Raw genomic sequence first — 24,381 nt, forward strand, 5'->3', positions numbered from 1 at the left:
GCGCTTGCATGGCATGCAAGAGGTCCGCGGTTCGATCCCGCGTACCTCCACCAGCGCAGCGAAAGATCATTGATCCGGGTCCCCATCGTCTAGAGGCCCAGGACACTACCCTTTCACGGTAGGTACCGGGGTTCGAATCCCCGTGGGGACGCCAGCTCTTGCGGTTCTCAGCGCCGCCGGCATTCTTGCCAAGGATCGGCAAATCAATTAAGTTGGCAGTACACGTTGGCGGTCGCCGGCTGACCCCGTCAGCACCGACGGCGCAGCGCAACTGATGCCGGGCGCAGGTGGCAATGAGCCGTCCACCGGTCGGGGAGCAGCGGAACGGGGATGAAACTTTGTCCCGGGCGCCCGGTCAAGCCCATGCATCCCGAAGCTGCAATGCCAGGCCCGCCATCCGCCCTTGCGAGGAAGAACGATGAATGCTAACGAGAAGTTCATGGCCGCTGAGGCGCATGTCGATGAGGCAGCGATCAGGCCGCTGCCAAACTCACGCAAGATTTTTGTCGTTGGCAGTCGACCGGATATCCGCGTGCCGATGCGCGAGATTGCGCAGGCGGATACCGATACCGCTTTCGGCGGAGAGAAGAATCCCCCGATCTATGTCTACGACTGCTCCGGCCCGTACTCGGATCCACTGGCGCGAGTCGACGTTCGTCAGGGCTTGCCGGCCTTGCGCGCGCAATGGATTGCTGAACGTGGCGACAGCGAGCCACTCGCGAGACTGAGTTCGGAATTTGGGCGCCAGCGCGCCGCTGATGGGGCGTTGGACGAACTGCGATTTCCCGGTTTGCAGAGAAAGCCGCTGCGCGCCAAGCCGGGTGGCAACGTGAGCCAGATGCACTATGCGCGACGCGGCATGATCACGCCGGAAATGGAGTTTGTAGCCATCCGCGAGAACGGCAATCGACAGCAGTATGTCGAGCAGTTGCGCCAGGCTGGGCCGCAGGGCCAGCGGCTGGCGGAGACACTCTGTCGTCAGCATCGCGGCAACAGCCACGGCGCAAGCATCCCGGATGAGATCACGGCCGAATTCGTCCGTTCCGAGGTGGCTCGCGGCCGGGCGATCATTCCCTGCAACATCAATCATCCGGAAAGCGAGCCGATGATCATCGGCCGCAACTTCCTGACCAAGATCAACGCCAACATCGGCAACTCGGCACTTGGATCGAGCATCCAGGAGGAGGTCGAGAAGATGACCTGGGCGATCCGTTGGGGTGGGGACACCGTGATGGACTTGTCGACCGGGAAGAACATTCATGAAACCCGGGAGTGGATCATCCGCAACAGCCCGGTACCGATCGGCACGGTGCCGATCTACCAGGCACTCGAGAAAGTCAGCGGAAAGGCCGAAGAGCTGAGCTGGGAGATCTTTCGCGACACGCTGATCGAGCAGGCTGAGCAGGGCGTCGATTACTTCACCATCCATGCCGGGGTCCTGCTGCGCTACGTGCCGCTGACGGCTGGACGGCTGACGGGGATCGTGTCGCGCGGCGGTTCGATCATGGCCAAGTGGTGCCTGGCACATCACCGCGAGAGCTTCCTGTACACGCACTTCGACGAGATCTGCGAGATCATGAAGGCCTACGACGTGGCCTTCAGCCTTGGCGACGGCCTGCGGCCCGGATCGATCCATGACGCCAACGATGCGGCGCAGCTGGGCGAGCTGAAAACCCTCGGCGAGCTGACCGAGGTCGCCTGGAAGCATGACGTGCAGGTGATGATCGAGGGCCCGGGTCACGTGCCAATGCACATGATCAAGGAAAACATGGACTTGCAGCTTGAGTGCTGCCGCGAGGCGCCGTTCTACACCCTCGGACCACTGACCACCGACATCGCTCCAGGCTATGATCACATCACCAGCGGCATCGGGGCGGCAATGATCGGCTGGTATGGCACGGCGATGCTCTGCTACGTCACGCCGAAGGAGCACCTGGGCCTGCCGGACAAGGATGACGTCAAGACCGGTATCATCACCTACAAGCTCGCCGCGCACGCCGCGGATCTGGCAAAGGGCCACCCTGGCGCACAGATTCGCGACAATGCGCTGTCAAAGGCGCGCTTCGAGTTTCGCTGGGAGGATCAGTTCAACCTGGGGCTCGATCCGGACAAGGCGCGCGAGTTTCATGACGAGACGCTGCCCAAGGAGTCGGCGAAGGTGGCGCACTTCTGCTCGATGTGCGGGCCACACTTCTGTTCGATGAAGATCACCCAGGAGGTACGCGAGTTCGCTCTGGCCGAGGGTCTGAGCGACGAGGATGCCCTGGCAAGAGGGATGGAGGAAAAATCGATCGAGTTCGTCAGAAGCGGAGCAGAGGTGTATCACAAGGTCTGATACGTTGGAGCGCGACGGCGCACAACCGCCGCACAGCAGGCTAGAAGTCGCTGGCGGCCTCCCAGAGGACGAAGCCCTCTTCCTGTTGCGTCCACTGCAGCAGCTCGATCAATGGAAACGCTCGCTGGCCGAGGCCGACGGGCCTTGACTCGTCTTCGTCGCCGACGGTACTGGCGCGTCCGCCGTCGTCGCCCGATGAGGCGGGTGGCGTGGCTTTATGCTCGGCGGCTGCCTGGCGCAGGCGTGTGATTGCTTCCGGCAGCTGTTCGGTGGTGATGACGCCGCGAGCACTGCAGTCCTTGCCGATGGCCTGCAGCAGCTGTCGTGCGATGGCGGCGAACATCATGATCTGGCCGGAGGTGCTTGATGTGAACTTGACCAGCATCGCTCGCGTCTCCTTGGGTCGTGAACCGTACAGCCATTGTGGCAGGTACGGGATCGAATGACAATAGCGTGATGGAGCTCGCTCGCCTGTTGCAGTCGCAGGGTTTCGGCAGTCGCGCCGAGTGTCGGGCGCTGGTCGCCAGCGGCCGGGTGTGCGTGAACGGTAGGCGGTGTACCGACTGGGCGAGGCCGTACGAAGGCGAGGGACTGGTCTTTTCGGTCGATGATGTCTCCTGGCGCTATCGCCAAGCGGCCTATTTGGCGCTGCACAAGCCCGCGGGCTACGAGTGTTCGCATCGGCCACAACGGCATCAGAGCGTTTACTCGTTGTTGCCGCGGCCACTGACGAGGCGCGGCGTACAGGCGGTTGGCCGCCTCGACCAGGATACGACGGGTCTACTGCTGCTGAGCGATGATGGCGCCTTCGTTCACCGCTACACTTCACCCCGTAAGCTGGTCGAGAAGGTCTATGAGGTCAGAACGCGGCATATGGTCGATGACGGGCAAGTGCGGACCCTGCTCGAAGGTGTGACGCTGCGCGATGAAGCCCTGCCGGTGGCTGCAGCGGGCTGCGAGCGCCTGGACGACAGGCACTTGCGCCTGAGCCTGACGCTCGGTCGCTACCACCTCGTCAAACGGATGCTGGCGGCGGTCGGCAACCGCGTGGAGAGTCTTCATCGGGTGGCCATAGGCGGCTTCGTGCTGCCGCCAGACCTGCGCGCAGGGGAGTGGATCTGGCTCGAGGCGGCTGACCTCGATCTTCTGGCTGTCGGTAGGCTGACGGCAGCGGGCGGTGACCCGGTGCACGGCGACCGTCCGGCGACATTGGGAGGGCAAGGATCGTGATGAGAGCGCTGGCGTTGGTCGCTGTCGGGCGAATGCCGGCAGCTGCAGCTTTCGCCGGGGTGTCCAGCACCTGGCGCCGAAGTGATGCCCGCCCCGTTGGAGGCTGGCAATGACCCTGACCGAACTGCGCTACATCGTGGCACTGGCGCGCGAACGACACTTCGGGCATGCAGCCGAGAAGTGCCATGTGAGTCAGCCGACCCTGTCGGTGGCCGTCAAGAAGGTTGAGCAGCGCCATGGCGTGGTTCTTTTCGAGCGCTCCTCGGCAGACGTACGCCTGACGATGATGGGTGAGCAGATTGCGCGACAGGCGGAGCGGGTACTGGAGGAGGCCGCGCGGCTGAAGGAGATCGTGGCGCAGGGCAAGGACCCGTTGCTGGGGCCGTTGCGGCTGGGAGCGATCTATACGGTGGCACCTTATCTGCTGCCGCGGCTGATCCCCGCGCTGCACGCGCGCGCCCCCAGGATGCCGCTCTACCTGCAGGAAAACTTCACCGTCAACCTGGCAGGGCAACTGCGGCGGGGAGATCTCGACGTGATCGTCGTCGCCCTGCCGTTTGCCGAGCCCGGCGTCGTTTCGCGAGTGGTTTACGAAGAGCCTTTCTGCGTCGTGATGCCACCACGGCATCCACTGACGCAGCACGAGCGGATTGACGCTCGGCAGGTCGCCGCCGAGAACCTGTTGCTGCTGGGCAATGGCAACTGCTTTCGGGATCAGGTGGTGCAGGCCTGTCCGCAACTATCGGCGCCTGGCGGAACCGATGGCTCGCTGGAAGGCAGCTCGCTGGAGACGGTGCGCTACATGATAGCCAGTGGAGCCGGGATTTCGGTTGTTCCGGCATCGGCAGCGGCGTCCTGGCCGCCTGCGGATTCCCTGTTGAGCGTGCGCCCGTTCAGCGAGCCGGTACCGGTACGGAAGGTGGTGATTGCGTGGCGGGCGACGTTTCCCAGGCCGCAGGCGATAGATGTCCTGCTTGCAGCGATCGTCGATTGCCCTCCGCCGGGAGTGCTCATCGTCTGACTGAGGTCGGGAAGCGGTGTTTCACGTGGAACGGGAGTGTCATCTGCGTCAACAGCCGGTCAGTCAGCCGACAGCCTTTCGGCGTCTTGTCGGCGGCGTTTCGGTGGTCGAGACGGCTGTCGTTGCAGCCGTCTTGCTGGCTGCGCTGAGTGCTTTCGCAGCGGTCGGCTTCGGTTCCCACTTCTCGAACTCGAAGCCGACCTTGCCGTCGGCCGTACGGACCAGATAGGCGGAAAACTTGCGGCGGGTGCGGGCAGATACGAATCCTCGCAGCAGCTCGGAACGTCCGTCTGCAAGGAGCCTGCGCATCTGCTCGGGTTCGATGGGTTGCTGCAGGATGATGGTGCCCGAGCGGAAGTCGCAGCTGCGGCCCGCGGTGACGGACCTTTCGCAGACGTAGGCGAGGCCGTGGCGAAAGACACGGGCACCACACTTGGGACACGCACCGAGCGCCTCGCTTTCGGAGAAGTCCGGCTCATCGGCGCTGCCATCGTCGTTGACGCTGCCCTGGCCGAAATCGAAAACGGGTGCATTCTCTTCATTGAGCAGGATGATGGCTCTGAACGGGCGGCCGAGCCTGTTGCGAAAGCCGGTCAGTGGGCCGATCCGCCGTTGCTCGAGTAGCTCGTCGATCTCGCGCGCTTCGAACTGGCGCCCGGCGACGATTTTCCAGAGCGAGAAGTCGCAGCCCTGGCACTGGAACTTCTTGTACGTCTCCCTGATGACCGCGCCGCACTTGGGACAGGGAGCCGCCAGCTCGCCGAAATCACCGGGAACGCTGTCGCTGTCGTAGCTCTTGGCGCGGTCGACGATCCTCCGGGTCATTTCCGCGATCTCGCGCATGAAGTCGTCGCGCGTCAGTTCGCCACGCTCCATCCGTGCCAGTTTCCACTCCCACTCGCCGGTCAGTTCGGGTGCGGTCAACTCGGGGATGCCGAGTCCATTGAGCAGGGTCATCAGGGAGAAGGCCTTGGCAGTCGGGAGCAGCTCGCGACCTTCGCGCAGCAGATACTGTTCCGCCAACAGGTTCTCGATGATCTGGGCGCGCGTGGCCGGCGTGCCCAGACCTCGGCCGGCCATAGCCGCGCGCAGTTCCTCGTCGTCCATGGCCTTGCCAGCGCCCTCCATTGCCGTCAGGAGCGTGGCTTCGGAGTAGCGCGCCGGTGGGCGGGTCTGATGCCCTGAGACCACCACATCGCTGGTGCGCACCATCTCCCCTGGCACGACCGCTACGAGGTTGCCGTCTTCGCCCTCCTGCGCCTCGCGGCCATAGACGGCCAGCCAGCCGGCATTGACGAGAATCCGGCCTTCGCTCTTGAAGGGCTCACCCTCGACGCGGGTGATGCGGGTAGTGATCTGGTACTCCGCAGCTGGATGGAAGACGGCAAGGAATCGCTTGACGACCATGTCGTAGAGCTTCGACTCGGGCTCGGAAAGGTGCTTTGGGGCCTGCAACGTTGGAATGATCGCGAAGTGATCGGCGACCTTGGCGTTGTTGAAAATCCTCTTGTTGGGCTGCACCCAGTGACGTTCAAGGATCGTCTGCGCAAAGGGGGCATAACTCGCCAGCAGCCCTTCGGCATGCGCCTTGCTGCCCGCATCACCGGCGAGCATCGCCAGCGTGCTGGTCACAGTCGGCCGGTAGTCCTCGGGCAAGGCGCGGGAGTCGGTGCGCGGGTAGGTGAGGACCTTGTGTTTCTCGTACAGTGCCTGTGCCAGCCCAAGAGTGGCCTTGGCGGAGAAGCCGAAGCGGCTGTTCGCCTCGCGCTGCAGGCTCGTGAGGTCATAGAGGAGGGGCGAGACCTGGCTGGATGCCTTGGATTCCTCGCTGACGCTGCCCGGCTTGCCAAGACACTTCCGTTGCAGGACTGTTGCCCGCTCCTCGTCCCACAGCCGGTCGGCGCGGGCGTGCTCATCGTCGTCCTTGCCCTGGAACTTCTCGTCGAACCACTTCCCGCGGTAGTCGCCGGCGGCGCAGACGAAGCGGCCCTCCAGTTCCCAGAAGGCGCGCGGCCTGAACCTGCGGATGCGGTCCTCGCGGTCGACGATCAGCGCCAGCGTCGGAGTCTGGACGCGCCCGACTGTGGTCAGGTGGAAGCCGCCGGTCTTGGAGTTGAACGCCGTCATCGCCCGTGTGCCATTGATGCCGACCAACCAGTCGGATTCCGAACGACAGACCGCTGCCTGCGCCAGCCCGTGCATCTCGCCGCCCCGGCGCAGCCGGGTAAAACCCTCGCGGATAGCTTGCGGCGTCATCGACTGCAGCCATAGCCGCTCGACGGCCTTGCCGCTGCCCGCGTGCTGGCTGATGTAGTTGAAGATCAACTCGCCTTCACGACCGGCGTCACAGGCGTTGACCAGAGTGACGACGTCCTTGCGTTTGATGAGACGCAGCAGCAACTTGAGGCGTGCTTCCGTCTTGGCGATCGGCTGCAGCGCGAAATGCGGAGGAATCACCGGCAGGTGAGCAAAGGACCACTTGCCCCTCTTGACCTCATACTCGGCGGGGCAGGCCAGTTCAAGCAGATGGCCGATGGCCGAAGAGAGAACGTAATCCTCACTCTCGAAATAGTCCTCATGGCGAACGAAACCGCCCAGAGCTCGCGCGATGTCGGCGGCGACGGACGGCTTCTCGGCAATGATCAGTTTCTTGCTCATCGGGGTCTCTGTCAGCCGCAAAGGGGCCGACGGTGGGGTTGCGGGGTACTCCACAGCAGAGCTGCCTGCGGACGATGATAAGAGCAGTTCCCCGCGCTTGGCAAGCGAGCCCGACGAGCAGCCAGTCGGCAGCCGGCCTCCCGACCAGCCGGTGGTTGCCGGCAGGCGCGGTGGTGGCAGGCATGCCGTCAACAGCGCCGAGTCGCTCTGGCGTAGCCGCCCGCGACCGGTCTTGCCGTGGAAGCGCGTGCGGCGCCGGCCGGGAACTGCGTCGGGCGGCCTAGGAACGGCCGCTGGTCGATGGGCCCGACAGCCTCTGGTAGCGGCCGCCGGGCATGCTGCCGATCTGACCCTGCAGTTCGAGCTCGAGCAAGAGCACGGCAGCACACTCAGCGGTCAGGCCGGCCCGTGTGACCAATTCATCAAGGCTGAACGGATCGAAACCGAAGGACTGCAGGAGGCGCGCGGCATCTGTCGCTGTGTCCGCAGGCGCGTCCGCGACAGTCTCTGCCGTCGTTGTCGAGCTCTCCCTCGACACGTTCCAGCGTAGTTCGTCCAGGACGTCGGTGACGGTTTCCACCAGCTTTGCTCCCTGCTTGATCAGCCGGTGGCAGCCGCGCGATTGAGGCGAGTGGATCGATCCCGGGATCGCGAAGACCTCTCGTCCCTGTTCCGCAGCGATGCGGGCGGTAATCAGCGAGCCGCTGTCGACGGTTGCTTCGATCACCAGCGTGCCGCGCGAGAAGCCGGCGATCAGCCGGTTGCGACGTGGGAAATTGGCCGCCACTGGTGGCGTGCCGAGGGCGAGCTCGGAGATGATCGTACCCCGGCGACCGATCTCTCGCGCCAGCTCCCGGTTGCGGGCGGGGTAAACACGGTCGATACCGGTTCCGATGAAAGCGACGGTGTTTCCCGATCGCGCCAGCGCACCCCGGTGCGCGCCGGCATCGATGCCCAGGGCGAGCCCGCTGGCAATCGTCAGACCGGCGTCGGCCAGCGCTGCGGCAAAGCGCTCGGCGTTGCCGAGGCCCTGTGGCGTCGGGTTGCGGCTGCCGACGATCGCCAGAGCTGGCGAATTCAGGAGTTCGAGACGGCCGAGGACATAGAGCAGGGTGGGTGGATCAGGGGTCTGCAGAAGCGACTGCGGATACTCGGGATCGGCGAGAGATACCAGGTGCTGTGCCGGCTGTGTCGACCATGCGAGAGCGCTCTCGAGTCGTTCCGCATCGTACTGGTCGAGCAGCAGGCTGGCGGCACGTTCCCCCGCCACTGCCGCGAGCGCCGGGCGCTCAGCACTGAAGATCGCCTCCGGTGGACCAAAGGCGCGCAGCAGCTTGCGCTGCGTCTCGCCGCCAATTCCCGGGGTCAGAGTCAGGCGCAGCCACGGCAGCAGCTCGGCTGCCCGGGTACCCATTACTGCGGCACGCGGGCGAAGTCGTTGACCTCGACGGTACCGATGGCCTGAACGACGAGGCCGTAGGAAATCCGTTGAAAGGTGCGGAAGATGAACAACAGGCCGACCCGCTCCGGGGGTATCGGGATGACGACGGTGGCGTCGTATTCGTCGCGCTCGACGATCGTGCGGTTGCGCTCGAGAGCGAGCACGTGACCGATCTCCATGCCGTCGGCGCGGCCCCGGTTGATGGCGACGATCGATCCCCGGCCGGCGGCATCGACACCGCCGTAGACCGATATCACTCGGCCGTCGACGGCAAAATCGGGCTTGTGGGGGACGTAGGGAACCAACTCGGGACGTACCAGCGGCACCAGGCGGTCGCCACGTCCGATCTCCTCCTTCGACGTCAGGATCTCGAAGGTGGCCGGACTGCCGGGTTCGACCTGGCGTGCGGTACCCAGGTAGTAAGCCTGATAGCCGAGGATCTCGTTGCTTTCCGGATCGACCAGGGGCTTGCCTTGGCGGTAGATCTGCCATCCGCGCTGGCCGGGATCGGCATCGGCGACATAGGCACGGTCGCCGCGGCCAAGGAAAAGGCGGTCCGGCGGCAGGGCGACAATGCGCGCGGCGTTCGCGAGACCGTCCTTGTCGACGATCAGCGGCTCGGAAAGGAAAGGGCGGATTTCGTTCGGCGGAATCGGCGGTACGCCCGGGTCGATCCCCTCGGCGTAAACCTGGGGCATCAGCTTGGCACTCTGCAGGCGCAACCACGGGCTGCCGTCGGCGTGGCGTTCGAGGACGATGACGTCTCCCGGGTAGATGAGGTGTGGATTGCGGATCTCGGACCGGTTCATGCGCCAGATCAGCGGCCATTCCCACGGGTTCTTGAGGAACTTGCCGGCGATTCCCCAGAGCGTGTCTCCAGGGACGACGATGTGTCTTTCGGGAGCCCCGCTGGCCAGCTCGAGGCCCTGACCGGCAGCGCCGGACATTCCGCCAAGCGTGGCGAGGATGAAGGCGAACAGGAAGCGGATCATCGTGTTATCCTCGTACGTGTAGCCGCACTCTCGGGGGAACTCAGGGTCACTGCTCCTGTCGGAGCGTAGCGATTCGGCAGCCCGGCCGCCAAGCTTCCGGTGCGTGCGATACACGGACGCCGGCATTGTCGAGACACTGCCTTAAATTCTGCACGTAGTTACTTATTCGATCAAGTTTTTTATGTCTTTGCTGCCGATACTTCGTTTCCCTGACCCACGTCTGAAAAAGGTTGCCGCGCCGGTGGTGGCCATCGATGACGGCATACGCCGGCTGGCGAGAGACATGGCGGAAACGATGTACGAGGCGCCGGGGATCGGTCTGGCGGCGACACAGGTGGACGTGCACCTGCGTTTGATCGTCGTCGATGCATCCGAAACCCGGGACCAGTTGCTCGTGCTCATCAATCCGGAAATCCAGGCGCAGGATGGCTTGCAGAAGTGCGAGGAGGGCTGTCTGTCGGTACCGGGCATCTACGATCGGGTCGAGAGGGCCGAGCATGTGGTGGTGCGCCATCTTGATCTCGACGGGCGGGAACAGGTCGTCGACGCCAGCGGCTTGCTGGCCGTCTGCCTGCAGCATGAAATCGATCACCTGCAAGGTCGGGTATTCGTCGAGCACCTGTCACAACTGAAGCAGTTGCGCATCCGTAGCAAGCTGGCCAAGCAGGCACGGATCACCGCATGAGGCTGGGCTTCGCCGGCACGCCCGATTTCGCGGCCGTTGCGCTGCGGGCCTTGCTGGTAGCCGGCCACGAGGTCGAGCTGGTGCTGACACAGCCCGATCGTGCCGCGGGCCGTGGCCTGGCCATGCGTCCGTCACCGGTGAAGCGACTGGCGCAAGCCGCGGGACTCAGGCTGCTGCAGCCACCGACACTGCGTGACCCGCTCGTCGAGCAAGAGATTCGTTCCCGCGACTTGGACGTCCTGGTCGTCGCCGCCTACGGGCTGATCTTGCCGCAGGCGATTCTCGACCTGCCGCTTTGGGGCTGCATCAACATCCACGCCTCGCTGCTGCCCCGCTGGCGTGGCGCGGCGCCGATCCAGCGCGCCATTCTGGCCGGAGATCGGGAAACCGGCATCAGCATCATGCAGATGGACGCCGGGCTGGACAGTGGCCCGGTGTTGTTGTCGGCGAGGCAGGACATTCGTGACGATGACACCGCCGCTTCGCTGCACGACCGGCTGGCCGATCTGGGTGCCGGCCTCCTGCTCGAGGTACTCGATCGACTGCCGTTCGCCGGCTGCGAGCAGCCGGCTGAAGGGATTGCCTACGCCGCCAAGATCGACAAGGCTGAGGCTGTGCTCGACTGGCGCCTGCCTGCCGTGCAGCTCGCACGGCAGGTGCGAGCCTTCAATCCGCTGCCGGTGGCACGTTGCTCTCTGGGCAGCAGCGTGCTCAAGGTCTGGGCAGCACGTCCGCTGGCCGCATGCGGTGCTCCCGGCCTTGTCCTTGGGGCTGGCCGGGACGGACTGCTGATCGCCTGTGGTGAAGGAGCCCTATGCATCGAAGAGGTGCAGCAGGCGGGTGGGCGGCGCATGTCGGCGGCGGAGTTCCTCAACGGCCTGGCGGTACCGGTTGGTTCCCGCTGCCCGCTGCTGGCGCCCTGAACGCTGCCTGCTTGCGTTTCCGGAACGGACGCTGTGGGTTGGTCTTCAGTCTCCGCTGGCGCATGTTTCACGTGAAACACGACGCATGTCCGGCTGGCTGGATTCCTTCCAGGAGGGTGCCTCGCGGTTCGCCAGCACGGTACGCAACAGATCGGCGAGTCGGTAGCCGGCCTCGCTGACGCGACGATTGGCGATCTCCAGAGCCTGCCGGTGGAAGTCGGGGCCGATCGTCGGTACCTCATCGGCACCTGGCGGGTAAGCATGGTCACGCGCGAGCCGCCAGCTCTCGTCGATCGACTGCGCCGCCGCCGTTCCCCTTTGTGGTGGCGCATGGCGGGTCGTGAGGCTGCTGACCGCGGCTGCCAGACGGCCATCGCGCAGCCACGGCGGGCCTGGCAGGTCGTCCCAGTAGCGGTGCAGTGTCGTCTCGGGGTGGCGCGTGTTGAACGGATTGACGATGCGGACCGTGTTGCCGCCCTGATCGCTCCTGCCATCAGGCAAGTAGCGACTGGCAGCGTGCAATGGCTGATGTGCGTCTCCGACCAGGTGAATGAGCCAAGGCAAGGCGTAGGCACGCTCTGCCCGACTTGCGCGGGGGTTGCCGATCACCCGCGCCAGCCTCTCGATCTGCCGTTCGATGTCACCCGCTGGCGCCTTGCGGACTGCCGCGCCCTCCTTGATAGGCCGGTCGACGTAATGCCAGTCGAGTCGTCGCTCCATGTCCGGGAAGCCAGGCAGCGTCGGCGTCGGCTCCTCGTCGCCGGCGGTGTAGAAGCGCTGGTCGCGGCGGATGTCGTCGGGCCAGGTGGACGCTTCGACAAACGCTGTTCGGCCAGGATCGACGTCCTTGCTGCGCGCCAGCCAGCGGTCGAAATCGGGATGCCCGCGCAGGATCGTCGTCACCGCGGCCTGACACGCCTGGTCGAGGTTCTCCCAGGCGATCATCGCGCTGATGCGATGGCCGGCGGCGTTCCACGCCGCTGCTGTCGGCGCGAGGCCGAGCAGCAGTAGCAGCAGGATGGCTTTGCCTGACGTTTGCAGCATGCGCGCATTATCGGCTCTTGGTGCCCGGCTCGCCAGTTGCCGGCATCGTGCTAAACTCGCCGCACTCTTGACCGCCGATGAAGACCCAGCGCTTGCCATCACAATCAGCCGCCCCGTCGTCGCGCGCCCAGCGGGTCCGCGTTGGAGCAGCGGCCAGTCAGCCCGGTCGGCTGCCACGCGATTCGCTGGCCTTCAGCCTGCTGCTGGCGGCACGTGTCCTGGCTGCCGTGCGCGCTGGCCGGAGTTTGACGCAAGCTCTGGCGCCGCTGGCCGGCGAGCCTGCTTCTGCCCGCGCCGAGGCGCAGGATGCCGCCTACGCGACACTGCGGCGCTACGGCTGCGGCGAGTTCCTCCTGCGCCGCCTGCTCGCCAGGCCGTTGCCACATCCGGAGGCCGAGGCACTTCTGCTGGCCGCCCTGTATCGCCTGCGCTCCCGACCGGAGACCGCCTACGTGGTGGTGGATCAGGCGGTGACGGCGGCTGCCGAACTGGCGGCAGGTGCTTTCAAGGGACTGGTCAACGCAGTCTTGCGCAACTACCTGCGGCAGCGTGAGGACCTCGAGCGGGCGATGCTCGATGACGAGGAGGCGAGGCATCAGCATCCGGCGTGGTGGTTGCAGCGGCTTCGCCGTGGATACCCCGACTGCTGGCAGCAGATCGTCGCCATCGCCAACCGGCCGCCGCCGATGACGCTCCGCGTCAATCAGCGGCGCTGTCGCGTCGCGGAGTACGTGGCGAGGCTGCACGCTGCCGGCCTCACTGCGCGGCCCATTGGCCCGGCCGGGTTGTTGCTCGCCGACGCGCTGACGGTGGACGCGGTCCCCGGTTTTGCCGATGGCCTGGTGTCGATCCAGGATGCAGGGGCACAGCGTGCCGCCGAGTTGCTGGCGCCGCAGACGGGCCAACGCGTTCTCGACGCCTGCGCGGCGCCGGGAGGCAAGACCTGCCACCTTCTCGAACTGGCCGACATCGATTTGCTGGCGCTCGACGTCCAGGAAAGCCGGGTACGAAGGATCAGAGACAACCTGCATCGCCTGTGCCTACCGGCGACGGTGGTGCTGGCAGACTGCCGGCGGAGTTCGGACTGGTGGGACGGACGAGCCTTCGACCTCGTACTTGCCGATGTGCCCTGTTCGTCGTCCGGTGTCGTGCGACGGCATCCAGACATCAAGTACCTGCGCCGCCAGAGCGACATCAGGCAGTTCGTTCACCTGCAGCGGGAAATACTCGATGGCCTGTGGCCATTGCTCAAGGCGGGCGGAAAGATGCTCTATGCGACCTGCTCTCTGTTTGAGGAGGAGAATGCGGCGCAGATCGACGCCTTTCTCTTTCGCCAAGCCGCTGCCAGGCGCGTGACCGAGGAACGATGGCTGCCCCGCGAAGAACATGACGGATTCTATTATGCGCTACTGGAGAAGGCTGCTTAACGCCTGGCTTTGCGGCCTGCTGCTGCTGTCCGGGTCTTCCACCATCCTGGCTTCCGACATCAGTGTCCGCAACCCCGTTCTTTCGCCCAGCGACGAAGGCTACCTGCTGTCGGCTGACTTCAACATCAATCTGAATGCCCGCCTCGACGACGCCATAGCACGTGGGGTCACACTGTACTTCGTCGTCGACTTCGAACTGACACGGGCGCGTTGGTATTGGCTCGACGAGCAGGTGATCAGTCGCAGCCAGACGTTCCAGCTTTCCTATCATGCACTCACCCGCCAGTACCGCCTGTCGAGCGGCGCGCTGCATCAGAGCTTCACTTCGCTCGATGACGCACAGCGGATCCTGTCACGCCTGCGAAACTGGCTGGTACTCGAGCGCGGTGCCTTCAGACCTGGGGAGAGCTACCAGGCCGCCGTTCGCATGCGCCTCGACCTGAGCCAGATGCCGAAGACCTTTCAGGTCAACGCCCTTGCCAATCGCGACTGGAACCTGTCGTCGGAGTGGGCGCGCTGGATTTTCACCCCGTCGGAACTCGTCGTACCCTTGCTGCCCACGGCAGTGCCCGTACCCGCCGCCGCGTCCGACAGCAGATGAAGAGCCTGATCGTCGCCGCTGCCTCCTTTGGCGGCATCCTGCTGTTTCTCCTCGCTTCGGCGAGCGCCAATACGGCGCTCTTCGCCAGCCACTATCCATGGTTGCTCGGCCTCAATGCGATCGTCGCGCTTTCGCTCCTGGCACTGATTGCCTGGCAGTTGCACGCCCTCTGGCGGGAGCACAGGGCGCAAGTCTTCGGTTCGCGTCTCAAGTTGCGCCTGATGCTCATGTTCGGACTGATGGCGGTTTTGCCTGGCGTCCTGATCTATGCCGTTTCAGTCCAGTTCGTGACCAAGAGCATCGAGACCTGGTTCGACGTCCGCGTCGAGAAGGCGCTCGAGGCCGGTCTCAACCTCGGCCGCAGCGCGCTCGATTCGCTGCTCGAGGACCTGGCGGTGAAGGCACAGATCATGGCGCTCGAACTGGCCGATCGTTCGGAAGCGCAGCGGCGACTCGATCTGAATCGCCTGCGCGAGCAGCACGGCGTGCAGTCGGCAGCACTGTTCTCGACCAGCGGCGAATTGCTGGCGACGGCGACGGGCGATCTGTCGACGCTGCTGCCGTCGCAGCCGGCCGACGAGCAACTCCGCCTGGCCCGCAAGGAGCGCCGCCATGCCGTCATCGAGGGCAGCGGCGAGAAGGATCTGACGCTGCGCGTCCTGGTTGCCGTGATGCCGGCCGGCCTCGGGGTCGAGACCCGCTTGCTGCAGCTCATCGACCCGGTACCAAGTGCCCTTGCGCTCAACGCCGACCGGGTACAGACTGTGTACGCGGACTATCAGGAACTGTCGCTGGGCCGCGAGGGTCTGACGCGCATCTATGCCATGACCCTGACGTTGACGGTGCTGCTGGCACTGTTCACCGCCATCGCCCTGGCCTTCGTTCTTGCCCGTCGCCTGTCGGCACCGCTGTCCATTCTCGCCGAGGGAACGCAGGCCGTGGCCGCTGGCGACTACACGCCCCGCCAGGCGGTCTACAGTCGGGACGAGCTCGGCGTTCTGACCCGTTCCTTCAAACAGATGACCAGCCAGCTCGACGAGGCGCGGCGCGACAACGAGCGCCACCGCAGCGAACTGGAAGCGGCTCGCGCCTACCTCGAATCGATCCTCGCCAACCTCTCGGCCGGTGTCCTGGTCTTCGACCGGCGCCTGGTCCTGCGAACCGTCAACCAGGGTGCGTCGACCATCCTGTCTGACGATTTCGACGGTCTGCTTGGCCAACCGACCGATCTCTGGGTGCGCCAGCAGTTGCTCGGGAAGGCGATCGACCGCGCCTTTGTCCAGCACGGGCGCCGCGAATGGCAGGAAGAGATCGAACTCGATCATTCCGGTGGCCTGCCGCAGATTCTGCTCCTGCGTGGCACCGAACTGCCCGCCGAGTCACACGGCGGCTACGTCGTCGTGTTCGACGACGTCACGCGACTGATCGCGGCGCAGCGCAGCGCGGCCTGGGGCGAGGTGGCACGCCGTCTGGCGCACGAGATCAAGAACCCGCTGACGCCGATCCAGCTTTCGGCCGAGCGCTTGCAGATGAAGCTTGCCGATCACCTGAGCGGTGTGGACGCCGAGATGCTCGAGCGGGCGACGCGAACGATCATCACCCAGGTGCAGGCGATGAAACGGATGGTCAACGATTTCAGCGACTATGCGCGCTTGCCGGCACCCGACTTGGCGGCGGTCGACCTGAATGCACTGATCACCGAGGTACTCGGCCTTTACGAGACCTCCGGCGTGCACATCAAGCGCAAGCTCAACCTCAGGACGCCTCTGGTGCTCGGCGACGCTACCCAGTTGCGACAGATCATCCACAATCTCCTGCGCAACGCCGAAGAGGCGCAGGAGGGAGCCGCCGCGCCCTGTGTCGTCATCGTCACCCGCTGCGCAGAGAACATGGCCGAGTTGGTGGTGAAGGACCACGGGCCCGGGTTTCCGCCCGAGATCATCGCCCGCGTCTTCGAGCCCTACGTCACGACCAAGGCCCGTGGTACCGGACTCGGCCTCGCCATCGTCAAGAAGATCGTCGATGAGCATCATGGCCGCATCACCATCAACAACCGTCAGCCGGTCGGCGCAGAGGTCAGCATCAGCCTGCCACTTGCGCCGCAGGCGGACTCCGACAGCCGTTCCAAGAAGACTCTTTCCGGGACCTGAGCATGGCGCAAGTACTGATCGTCGATGACGAAATGGGCATTCGAGAACTCCTGTCGGAGATCCTGGCCGACGAGGGCCACTCGGTATGGCTGGCGGAGAATGCCGCGGCGGCGCGCAGGCTGCGTGCCGAAAGACGACCGGATCTCGTCCTGCTCGACATCTGGATGCCCGACACCGATGGCATCTCGCTGCTGAAGGAGTGGTCGGCCGGCGGACTGCTGACGATGCCGGTGGTGATGATGTCGGGGCACGGCACGATCGATTCGGCGGTCGAGGCGACGCGCATCGGCGCCACCGATTTCCTGGAGAAGCCGATCGCGCTGCAGAAGCTGCTGCTCACCGTCAAGAAGGCCCTCAAGCACGAGACCTTGCAGGTCAAGAAGCCGCTCACCCTCGATGCCTTTGCCCACTCCCCGCTGCTGAAGGATCTCAAGCGCCGTCTGGAACAGGCAGCGGCGAAGACGTCGGTGCTGCTGCTGAAGAGCACCTCGGGTGCGATTGCCGAGATCTGCGCCCGCACGCTGCAGACGCCGCTGACCCCCTGGCTCGACCTGTCGACGGCGAGTTCGGCCCTGACGCAGGAGATGCTGCAGAAGGCCAGCGGTGGCATCGTCTTCATCGCCGATCTGGCTCATCTCGGCAAGCTGCAGCAGATGAGCATGGCTTTCGCCCTCGAGCGTCTCGAGCGTCTCAACCTGCAACTGGTGGCAGCTTCCAGCCGGCCGCTGGCAAGCCTCGTCGAGTCGGGCTGGGACGCGGCGCTGGTGAGCCGGCTGGGTGAGGTATGGGTGGCTCTGCCGCAGATCTCGGGTCACGCCGACGATGTGCCCGAGATTGCCTCGCTGCTCCTGGCCCACCTGGCGGAGCGCGGCGAAGTGCCGTTGCGGCGTTTCTCCAGCGGCGCGCAGAACGCACTTCGAATGCACCGCTGGCACGGGGAGTGGGCGGAACTGCTTGGCACGGTGCGCAACCTCGCCCTCTCCGCGCTCGAGGAGGAAATCAGCAGCGAAGACGTGACCCGCATCCTGCAGACCGAGGTGGTCGAGAACGGCGTCACGCAGGCCTTGCCGGCAGCCTTTTTCGATCAGCCGTTGCGCGAGGCGCGGGAGGCCTTCGAGAAGATGTACTTCGAGTACCACTTGACCGGCGAACGCGGTAGCATGACGCGCTTGGCGGAGAAGACCGGTCTCGAACGGACGCACCTCTATCGCAAGTTGAAGCAACTCGGCCTGAACATCGGCCGGCGTGGAGACGAACGCGACTGAGGCGCTACCACCGGTTTCCTGCATGTCGGGGCGGAGGAGGGACAGTGCGCATCGTGATCCTGGGTGCTGGGCAGGTGGGGGCCAGCGTTGCCGAGAGTCTGGCTTCCGAGAACAACGACATCACCATGGTCGACAGCGACCCGGACCGCCTCGCATACCTGCAGGATCGCCTGGACATCCAGACGGTGCAGGGCAACGCGGCGCATCCTTCCGTTCTGGCGAGCGCCGGTGTGGACGACGCCGACCTGCTGATCGCCGTCACCCAGAGCGACCAGACCAATCTCGTCGCCTGCAAGGTGGCGCACAGTGTCTTCAACGTGCCGTCGCGAATCGCCCGCCTGCGAGCCCCTGACTTCGTCGACAGCGAGAAGCTGCTGGCGCCGGAGAACTTCGCCGTTGATTACGCGCTGGTACCGGAGAAGGTGATCACCGAGTACATTGCGCGCCTGGTCGACTTCCCTGAGGCGCTGCAGGTGCTCAGTTTTGCCGGTGGTTCGGTGGTCCTGGTGGGCGTGCGGGCCTACGCCGGCGGCCTCCTTGTCGGCAGTGCGATCAAGGAGATGCGTAGCCATCTGCCAGCCGAGATCGATGGCCGCATCGCCGCCATCTACCGCCGCGATGGCGCCATCACGCCGAGCGGGGAAACGGTGGTCGAGGACGGCGACGAGGTCTTCCTGCTGGCCGCCGAGGAGCACATCCGGGCCGTGATGCGCGAGCTGCGTCGCTCGGTCGAACCGGTGCAGCGGGTGATGATCGCCGGCGGTGGCAACATCGGGCTGCGCGTCGCGGAAGCGCTGCAGGCGCGTTGCCAGGTCAAGGTGATCGAGGTGGATCGGCGGCGTGCCGAACACGTCGCCGGCGCACTGAAATCGGCCCTGGTGCTCAGCGGCGATGCCACCGACGAGGAGTTGCTGCAGCAGGAGGCGATCGACGCGATGGACCTGTTCCTCGCGCTGACCAATGACGACGAGGACAACATCATGGCAGCGTCGTTGGCGAAGCGGATGGGCTGCGCCCGCGTCCTGGCACTGATCAATCGCCGGGCCTACGCCGAACTGGTCCAGGGAGGCCCGATCGACATCGCCATCTCGCCGGCGCAGGTGTCGATCGGTTCGTTGCTGACCTATGTCCGGCATGGCGACGTGGCGCAGGTGCACAGCTTGCGACGGGGTGCCGCCGAGGCGCTCGAGGTGGTCGCACACGGGGATCGCAAGACGTCGAAGGTCGTCGGTCGGCGAATCGACGAGTTGCCGCAGATTCATGGCGCCTTCATCGCCGCCATCGTCCGCGATCTCAACCGCAATCGTGACGTCGGCTACCTCGGGCTGGCGAAGAAGAAGCAGAAGGGCCGCGTGCTGATCGCGCACAAGGACGTGGTCGTCGAAACCGATGACCACGTCATCGTCTTCTGCCTGGACAAGAAGGTGGTCAAGCAGGTCGAGAAGCTTTTCGCCGTCGGCTTCCACTTCTTCTGAGGCAGAGCGCCATGCAACGCTATTACCCGGTGGTACGGGTGCTTTCGCTGGTCATCCTGATGTTCGGCATGACGATGCTGGTGCCGTTGCTGCTTTCCTGGTTCATGCACGATGGCGCCGAGAGCGCTTTCGACGAGGCGGTCGTTCTCACCGTCGCCACCGGCCTTGGCCTGTGGTGGGCGACGCGCCGCGAGACGCGCGACCTGACGATCCGCGACGGTTTCCTGATGGTCGCCCTGGTGTGGACCGTGCTGCCGGTATACGCTGCGCTGCCGCTGATCCTGCAGCTTCACCTCAGTTTCACCGACGCCTATTTCGAGGCGGTCTCGGGCCTGACGACGACCGGCGCGACGGTCATCGTCGGTCTCGACGAGCTGCCGGTGTCGATCAACTTCTGGCGCACGCAACTCGTCTGGCTGGGCGGCATGGGGTTGATCGTACTCGCTGTAGCCATCCTGCCGCTGTTGGGAATCGGCGGCCGGCAGATGTTCAAGGCCGAGACCCCGGGCCCGATGAAGGACTCGAAAATGACGCCGCGCATGGCCGAAACGGCGAAGGGGCTCTGGTTGGTCTACATATTGATCTCGATCGCCTGTACCCTCGGCTACCACTGGGCGGGAATGTCGTGGCTCGACGCGATCATGCACATGTTCGCGACCATGGGACTGGGAGGCTTCTCGAGTCACGACGCCAGCTTCGGCTTCTTCGACTCCCCGGCCATCGAGGCGGTCAGCATCGTCTTCATGCTGATTGCCGGTTGCAACTTCGCCACCCATTTCCTCGTCCTCTCGCAGCGCTCCTTCCGCCCGTACGCGTCCGATCCCGAGGCCGGCTGGTTCCTGCTGGTGACCATCGGCAGCGTCATCGGCATCGCCGTCTTCCTCGACGTGCACGAGGTTTATCCAAGCCTCCTCGAGGCACTGCGCTTCGCGGCGTTCAATGTCGTCTCGATTGCCACCACCACCGGTTTTGCCAATACCGATTACGCGCTCTGGCCGTTCTTCGCGCCGCTGTGGATGTTGTTCCTGTGCAGTTTCGCCACCAGCGCCGGTTCGACTGGTGGCGGCATCAAGATGATCCGCGCCATCGTCCTCTACAAGCAGGTGTACCGGGAACTGGCGCGGGCGATGCACCCGAGCGCCGTGCACCCGGTGAAGATCGGCAACAGCGTCGTGCCGTCGAACATCCTCTTCGCCGTGCTCGCCTTCGGCTTCATCTACATGGTGTGCATCGTCTCGATGACCCTGCTGCTGTCGTTCTCCGGTCTCGAGATCATCACCGCGCTGTCGGCGGTCATCGCCAGCATCAACAACACCGGTCCCGGCCTCGGGGAAGTCGGCCCGGCGAACAACTTCGCCGGCCTCACCGACTTCCAGACCTGGGTGTGTACGGTGGCGATGCTTCTCGGCCGTCTCGAGATCTTCACGCTGCTGGTGGTCCTGACGCCTGCTTTCTGGCGCAAGTAGCGGCGGCAACGGCGGACGATTCCCTGTGTGCAAGCCAATCCCCGAACCGTGGAGCCGACCGTGAGCCGACCGAGCAACGACACTTTCCTGCGTGCCCTGCGCCGGCAGCCGACCGAGCAGACGCCGGTCTGGCTGATGCGCCAGGCCGGCCGCTATCTGCCGGAGTACTGCGAGACGCGGCGACGTGCCGGCAGTTTCCTGCAGTTGTGCAAGAATCCGGCGCTGGCCTGCGAGGTGACGCTGCAGCCGCTGGCGCGCTACGACCTCGATGCCGCCATCCTCTTCTCCGACATCCTGACGGTACCGGATGCGATGGGATTGGGCCTCTTCTTCACCGATGGCGAGGGTCCACGCTTCGAACGTCCGTTGCGCGAGGAATGGGCGATCCGCGACCTGACGGCACCGGACCCGTGGGACCACTTGCGCTACGTGACCGATGCCGTCGCCGAGATCAGACGGGCCCTGCACGACTCGGTGCCACTGATCGGCTTCTCGGGCAGTCCCTACACCCTCGCCTGCTATATGGTCGAAGGTGGCGCGAGCAGCGACTACCGCCACATCAAGAGCATGCTCTACGGGCGGCCTGACCTCCTGCACCGGATCCTGTCGGTGACTGCCGATGCCGTCACCGCCTACCTCAACGCGCAGATCGAATCGGGCGCCCAGGCGGTGATGATCTTCGACTCGTGGGGCGGCTCGCTTTCGGCCGCAGCCTATCAGGAGTTCTCGCTCAGCTACCTGCGGCGGATCGTCGACGGGCTGATCCGCGAACGTGCTGGTGAGCCGGTGCCGTCGATCGTGTTCACCAAGGGCGGTGGCCTGTGGCTGGAGTCGATCGCCGACAGCGGTTGTGATGCGATCGGTGTCGACTGGACGATCGACATCGGCGAAGCGCGCCGTCGCGTCGGTCAGCGTGTTGCGCTGCAAGGCAACCTCGATCCCGCAGTCCTCTTTGCTTCGCCGCAGCAGATCGTCGCCGAAGCCAGAAAGGTCCTCGCCAGCTACGGTGCCGATGGTTGCGGCCACGTGTTCAACCTTGGACACGGGATATCGCAGTTCACCCCGCCGGAAAACGTCAGGGCACTGGTTGATGCGGTGCACCAGCGAAGCCGTGAACTGCGCCGGTCAGGCAATGAATTGACTCGGGGGAGTTGACTTGTTCACAGAAATGTCCCATGAGCGCGACGGCGCCGACCGGTCTGCTGATGACGCTGAGCATTATTTGTAACTATCGGATTTATATATGTTTTTGGATTGCTAAGTTTTTGGGCAAGTGCGCTGAAGCCCTTGCTGCACGGGCCTTCGCGAGGCTTTCCGGGGTTTCGATCCACAGAGTTATCCACAGGTTCTGGGGAAGAGCGAAAACGTGTGCTAATTGAGCGTCTTACCCTTCTTTGCCAGAATTGGCTCGAGCTTGTGGTGCTAAGTGGTCCCCTCGGGCCGCCGGTCTGAGCGATGGCCGAACGACGGACCGAGCCGTGCGTGGTGCGTGTCGCGCTCGACCTGCCGCTGCGCCGCCTGTTTGATTACCGCTGTCCGGACGATTCCCCGCTGACGATTGCCGATGTCGGCTACCGCGTCCGCGTACAGCTGGGCCAGCGGCAGAGGATCGGCATCATCGTAGCCGTCGACGTGGACAGCGACGTCGCTCCCGAGGACCTGAAGCCGGTCGGCGAAGTCCTCCGCGACCTGCGCCCGTTGCCGGACGCGTGGTTCCGGTTGACCCGCTTCTGTGCTTCCTATTACCACGTGCCACTCGGCCAGGTCATGCTTGCGACGCTCCCTGCCAGACTGCGGACAGTGGCGGCGGCCGGGACGCGGGCTGGGCGGCACCGCGCGGAGAACAGACCGGCCCCGCAGCCACCACCGCTGACGGTCGAGCAGCAGGCGGTCCTCGGTGCCGTGCTGGCCGAGGGAACGGGGTTTCATGCCTACCTGCTGCATGGCGTGACGGGGAGTGGCAAGACCGAGGTATACCTGCGCCTGATCGAGTGGGTGCTGACAGCCGGTAGGCAGGCGCTCGTCCTGGTGCCGGAAATCAATCTCACCCCCCAGCTCGAAGGACGGGTCGGCGAACGCTTTCCCGCTGCCGGGCTGGTCAGCCTGCACAGTGATCTTGCCGACGCGGCGCGCAGCCGCAACTGGCTGGCGGCATGCGGCGGCGAGGCGCGCATCGTTCTCGGTACCCGCCTCGCCGTGTTCACGCCGCTGCCGGAACTAGGTCTGATCATCGTCGACGAAGAGCACGACGCCTCGTTCAAGCAACAGGATGGCGTCCGCTATTCGGCGCGCGACCTGGCTGTCGTCCGGGCCCGCGACAGCGGCGTTCCGGTCGTTCTTGGATCGGCGACGCCGTCGCTCGAGAGCTGGGCCAACGCCACCGGCAACGGCGGGCGTGGACGTTATCGCCTGCTCACGCTGCGTCAGCGGGCTGTCGAAGGTTCGCGGCTGCCACTGGTGCGCATCATCGACACGCGGCTCGAGAAGCCGCGGGACGGGCTCACGGGCACTCTCCTGCAAGCGATCGAGCAGCGCCTCCAGCGCGGTGAACAGAGCCTCGTCTTCCTCAACCGGCGCGGCTACGCGCCCGTGATGAGCTGCCCTGCCTGCGGCTGGGTCTCGGGCTGCCAGCGCTGCGCGGCGCACCTGGTGCTGCATCTGGTCGACCGCCGCCTGCGCTGCCACCACTGCGGCTATCAGACCCGCCTGCCGCGGCAGTGTCCGACCTGCGGCAACCAGGACCTGCGTGCCCTTGGCCGGGGCACGCAACGTCTCGAGATGGTTCTTGCCGAACGCTTTCCGCAAGCCCGTCTGCTGCGCGTAGACCGTGACTCGGCGAGCAGTCGCAAGCAATGGGCAGAACTGCTGCGGCGGATCCACGATGGCGACGCAGACATCCTGGTTGGCACGCAGATGCTTGCCAAGGGCCATGATTTTCCGAGGCTGACGCTGGTCGGAGCGATCGCTCCCGATGCCGCGCTCTTCGCCGCCGACTGGCGAGCACCCGAACGCCTCTTTGCCCAGCTGATGCAGGTGGCCGGGCGCGCCGGTCGGGCCGAGCGCCCGGGCGAAGTTCTGCTGCAGACGCAGTTTCCCGGGCATCCTCTCTACCAGGCCCTGTGCCGCCATGACTACGAGAGCTTTGCCACCGCCCAACTCGACGAGCGGCGCCAGGCCGGGTTTCCGCCCTACACGCATCAGGCCGTCCTGCGCGCGGAAGCGCCACACATGGCCGAGGCCATGGCTTTCCTGTTGGCGGCGCGGGACTGCGCGGCAGTGGCTGCCGCGCCGGCACTTTGCTACTACGATCCGGTGCCGATGCGCCTGGCGCGCCGTGCGAGCATGGAGCGGGGTCAGCTTCTGGTCGAGTCGCCGTCCCGTCGCGCCCTGCAGACCTTTCTCGCCGACTGGCTGACGCAGATCGAGGCCTTGCACGTTCCATCACGGCTGCGCTGGCACGTCGAGGTGGACCCGCTCGATCTCTGACCGTTCGCCGGCACTCGACCGCCGCGAAGAAGGAACGGGCCGCCGGGCGCCAGCTGACCCTCGTGCCGCTCTCCAGCCCGCAACCAGCCAACGGACGCAAGAGGACCTGTCGCCAACGGGCGCCGCTTGACTGCCGGCGGTGAAGGCGCCGATACTCGGGACGAATGCGGCCCGCTCCGGCT

18 protein-coding genes and 1 tRNA gene are annotated in these 24,381 nt (G+C 65.2%); 14 read left to right on the plus strand and 5 right to left on the minus strand.

Annotated features, from left to right (window positions below):
* Positions 1–78 precede the first annotated feature (78 nt).
* Together NFW30_RS07390 and thiC are read left to right on the plus strand one after the other, a co-directional pair.
* A tRNA-Glu gene (locus tag NFW30_RS07390) sits at positions 79–154 on the plus strand.
* A 264-nt stretch (positions 155–418) separates the two neighbouring features.
* Positions 419–2,335: a phosphomethylpyrimidine synthase ThiC gene (gene thiC, locus NFW30_RS07395; RefSeq protein ID WP_295353407.1), complete on the plus strand. Its 1,917-nt coding sequence runs from the start codon at positions 419–421 to the stop codon at positions 2,333–2,335.
* Positions 2,336–2,375: 40 nt separating this feature from the next.
* Here thiC and NFW30_RS07400 read toward each other — a convergent pair whose 3' ends face one another.
* Positions 2,376–2,720, minus strand: a complete 345-nt coding sequence (locus NFW30_RS07400) for a DUF1840 domain-containing protein (protein ID WP_295353404.1) — start codon at positions 2,718–2,720, stop codon at positions 2,376–2,378.
* Positions 2,721–2,791: 71 nt separating this feature from the next.
* Between NFW30_RS07400 and NFW30_RS07405 the strand changes: the two genes are divergently transcribed.
* Positions 2,792–3,565 carry a 16S rRNA pseudouridine(516) synthase gene (locus NFW30_RS07405; protein ID WP_295353430.1) on the plus strand — a complete coding sequence of 258 codons (774 nt, stop codon included), beginning with the start codon at positions 2,792–2,794 and terminating at the stop codon, positions 3,563–3,565.
* A 109-nt stretch (positions 3,566–3,674) separates the two neighbouring features.
* A complete protein-coding gene (locus tag NFW30_RS07410) occupies positions 3,675–4,586 on the plus strand; it encodes a hydrogen peroxide-inducible genes activator (RefSeq protein WP_295353402.1) in 912 nt (303 codons plus the stop codon).
* A gap of 63 nt (positions 4,587–4,649) precedes the next feature.
* Here the strand turns inward: NFW30_RS07410 and NFW30_RS07415 are convergent, their stop codons facing one another.
* The 3 genes from NFW30_RS07415 to NFW30_RS07425 form a co-directional block, all read right to left on the minus strand.
* Positions 4,650–7,244, minus strand: a complete 2,595-nt coding sequence (locus NFW30_RS07415; RefSeq protein WP_295371947.1) for a DNA topoisomerase III — start codon at positions 7,242–7,244, stop codon at positions 4,650–4,652.
* A 280-nt stretch (positions 7,245–7,524) separates the two neighbouring features.
* The gene (gene dprA, locus NFW30_RS07420; protein WP_295353395.1) at positions 7,525–8,658 is read right to left on the minus strand and encodes a DNA-processing protein DprA; all 1,134 of its coding nucleotides are present in this window, start codon (positions 8,656–8,658) and stop codon (positions 7,525–7,527) included.
* On the minus strand, positions 8,658–9,677 hold the full coding sequence (locus tag NFW30_RS07425) for a LysM peptidoglycan-binding domain-containing protein (protein ID WP_295353392.1): 1,020 nt from the start codon (positions 9,675–9,677) through the stop codon (positions 8,658–8,660). The genes dprA and NFW30_RS07425 overlap by 1 nt, the downstream gene beginning before the upstream one ends.
* 181 nt (positions 9,678–9,858) lie before the next feature.
* Between NFW30_RS07425 and def the strand changes: the two genes are divergently transcribed.
* On the plus strand, positions 9,859–10,362 hold the full coding sequence (gene def, locus NFW30_RS07430) for a peptide deformylase (RefSeq protein ID WP_295353389.1): 504 nt from the start codon (positions 9,859–9,861) through the stop codon (positions 10,360–10,362).
* Positions 10,359–11,285: a methionyl-tRNA formyltransferase gene (gene fmt / locus NFW30_RS07435; protein ID WP_295353386.1), complete on the plus strand. Its 927-nt coding sequence runs from the start codon at positions 10,359–10,361 to the stop codon at positions 11,283–11,285. Before def ends, fmt begins: the two co-directional genes overlap by 4 nt.
* Before the next feature lie 45 nt (positions 11,286–11,330).
* Here the strand turns inward: fmt and NFW30_RS07440 are convergent, their stop codons facing one another.
* Positions 11,331–12,329, minus strand: coding sequence for a S1/P1 nuclease (locus NFW30_RS07440; protein WP_295371950.1), 999 nt, complete (start codon positions 12,327–12,329; stop codon positions 11,331–11,333).
* 92 nt (positions 12,330–12,421) lie between these two features.
* On the opposite strand from NFW30_RS07440, the gene rsmB reads away from it, so the two are divergent.
* The 8 genes from rsmB to NFW30_RS07480 all read left to right on the plus strand — a co-directional run bounded on the left by rsmB (position 12,422) and on the right by NFW30_RS07480 (position 24,199).
* Positions 12,422–13,756, plus strand: a complete 1,335-nt coding sequence (gene rsmB, locus NFW30_RS07445; protein ID WP_363322081.1) for a 16S rRNA (cytosine(967)-C(5))-methyltransferase RsmB — start codon at positions 12,422–12,424, stop codon at positions 13,754–13,756.
* Positions 13,731–14,357, plus strand: coding sequence for a DUF4390 domain-containing protein (locus NFW30_RS07450; protein ID WP_295353380.1), 627 nt, complete (start codon positions 13,731–13,733; stop codon positions 14,355–14,357). The genes rsmB and NFW30_RS07450 overlap by 26 nt, the downstream gene beginning before the upstream one ends.
* Positions 14,354–16,507: an ATP-binding protein gene (locus NFW30_RS07455; RefSeq protein ID WP_295353377.1), complete on the plus strand. Its 2,154-nt coding sequence runs from the start codon at positions 14,354–14,356 to the stop codon at positions 16,505–16,507. Before NFW30_RS07450 ends, NFW30_RS07455 begins: the two co-directional genes overlap by 4 nt.
* Positions 16,508–16,509: 2 nt before the next feature.
* Positions 16,510–17,772: a response regulator gene (locus NFW30_RS07460; RefSeq protein ID WP_295353374.1), complete on the plus strand. Its 1,263-nt coding sequence runs from the start codon at positions 16,510–16,512 to the stop codon at positions 17,770–17,772.
* Positions 17,773–17,816: 44 nt separating this feature from the next.
* On the plus strand, positions 17,817–19,247 hold the full coding sequence (gene trkA, locus NFW30_RS07465; protein WP_295353371.1) for a Trk system potassium transporter TrkA: 1,431 nt from the start codon (positions 17,817–17,819) through the stop codon (positions 19,245–19,247).
* Between the two features lie 11 nt (positions 19,248–19,258).
* The gene (locus NFW30_RS07470) at positions 19,259–20,713 is read left to right on the plus strand and encodes a potassium transporter TrkG (protein WP_295353368.1); all 1,455 of its coding nucleotides are present in this window, start codon (positions 19,259–19,261) and stop codon (positions 20,711–20,713) included.
* Between the two features lie 60 nt (positions 20,714–20,773).
* Positions 20,774–21,868: a uroporphyrinogen decarboxylase gene (hemE, locus tag NFW30_RS07475; protein ID WP_295353365.1), complete on the plus strand. Its 1,095-nt coding sequence runs from the start codon at positions 20,774–20,776 to the stop codon at positions 21,866–21,868.
* A 300-nt stretch (positions 21,869–22,168) separates the two neighbouring features.
* Positions 22,169–24,199 (plus strand): primosomal protein N', encoded by a 2,031-nt coding sequence (locus tag NFW30_RS07480; RefSeq protein WP_295353363.1) that lies wholly within the window; start codon positions 22,169–22,171, stop codon positions 24,197–24,199.
* Positions 24,200–24,381: the final 182 nt, after the last annotated feature.

The organism is Accumulibacter sp., from assembly GCF_023806635.1.
Classification (GTDB): Bacteria; Pseudomonadota; Gammaproteobacteria; order Burkholderiales; family Rhodocyclaceae; genus Accumulibacter.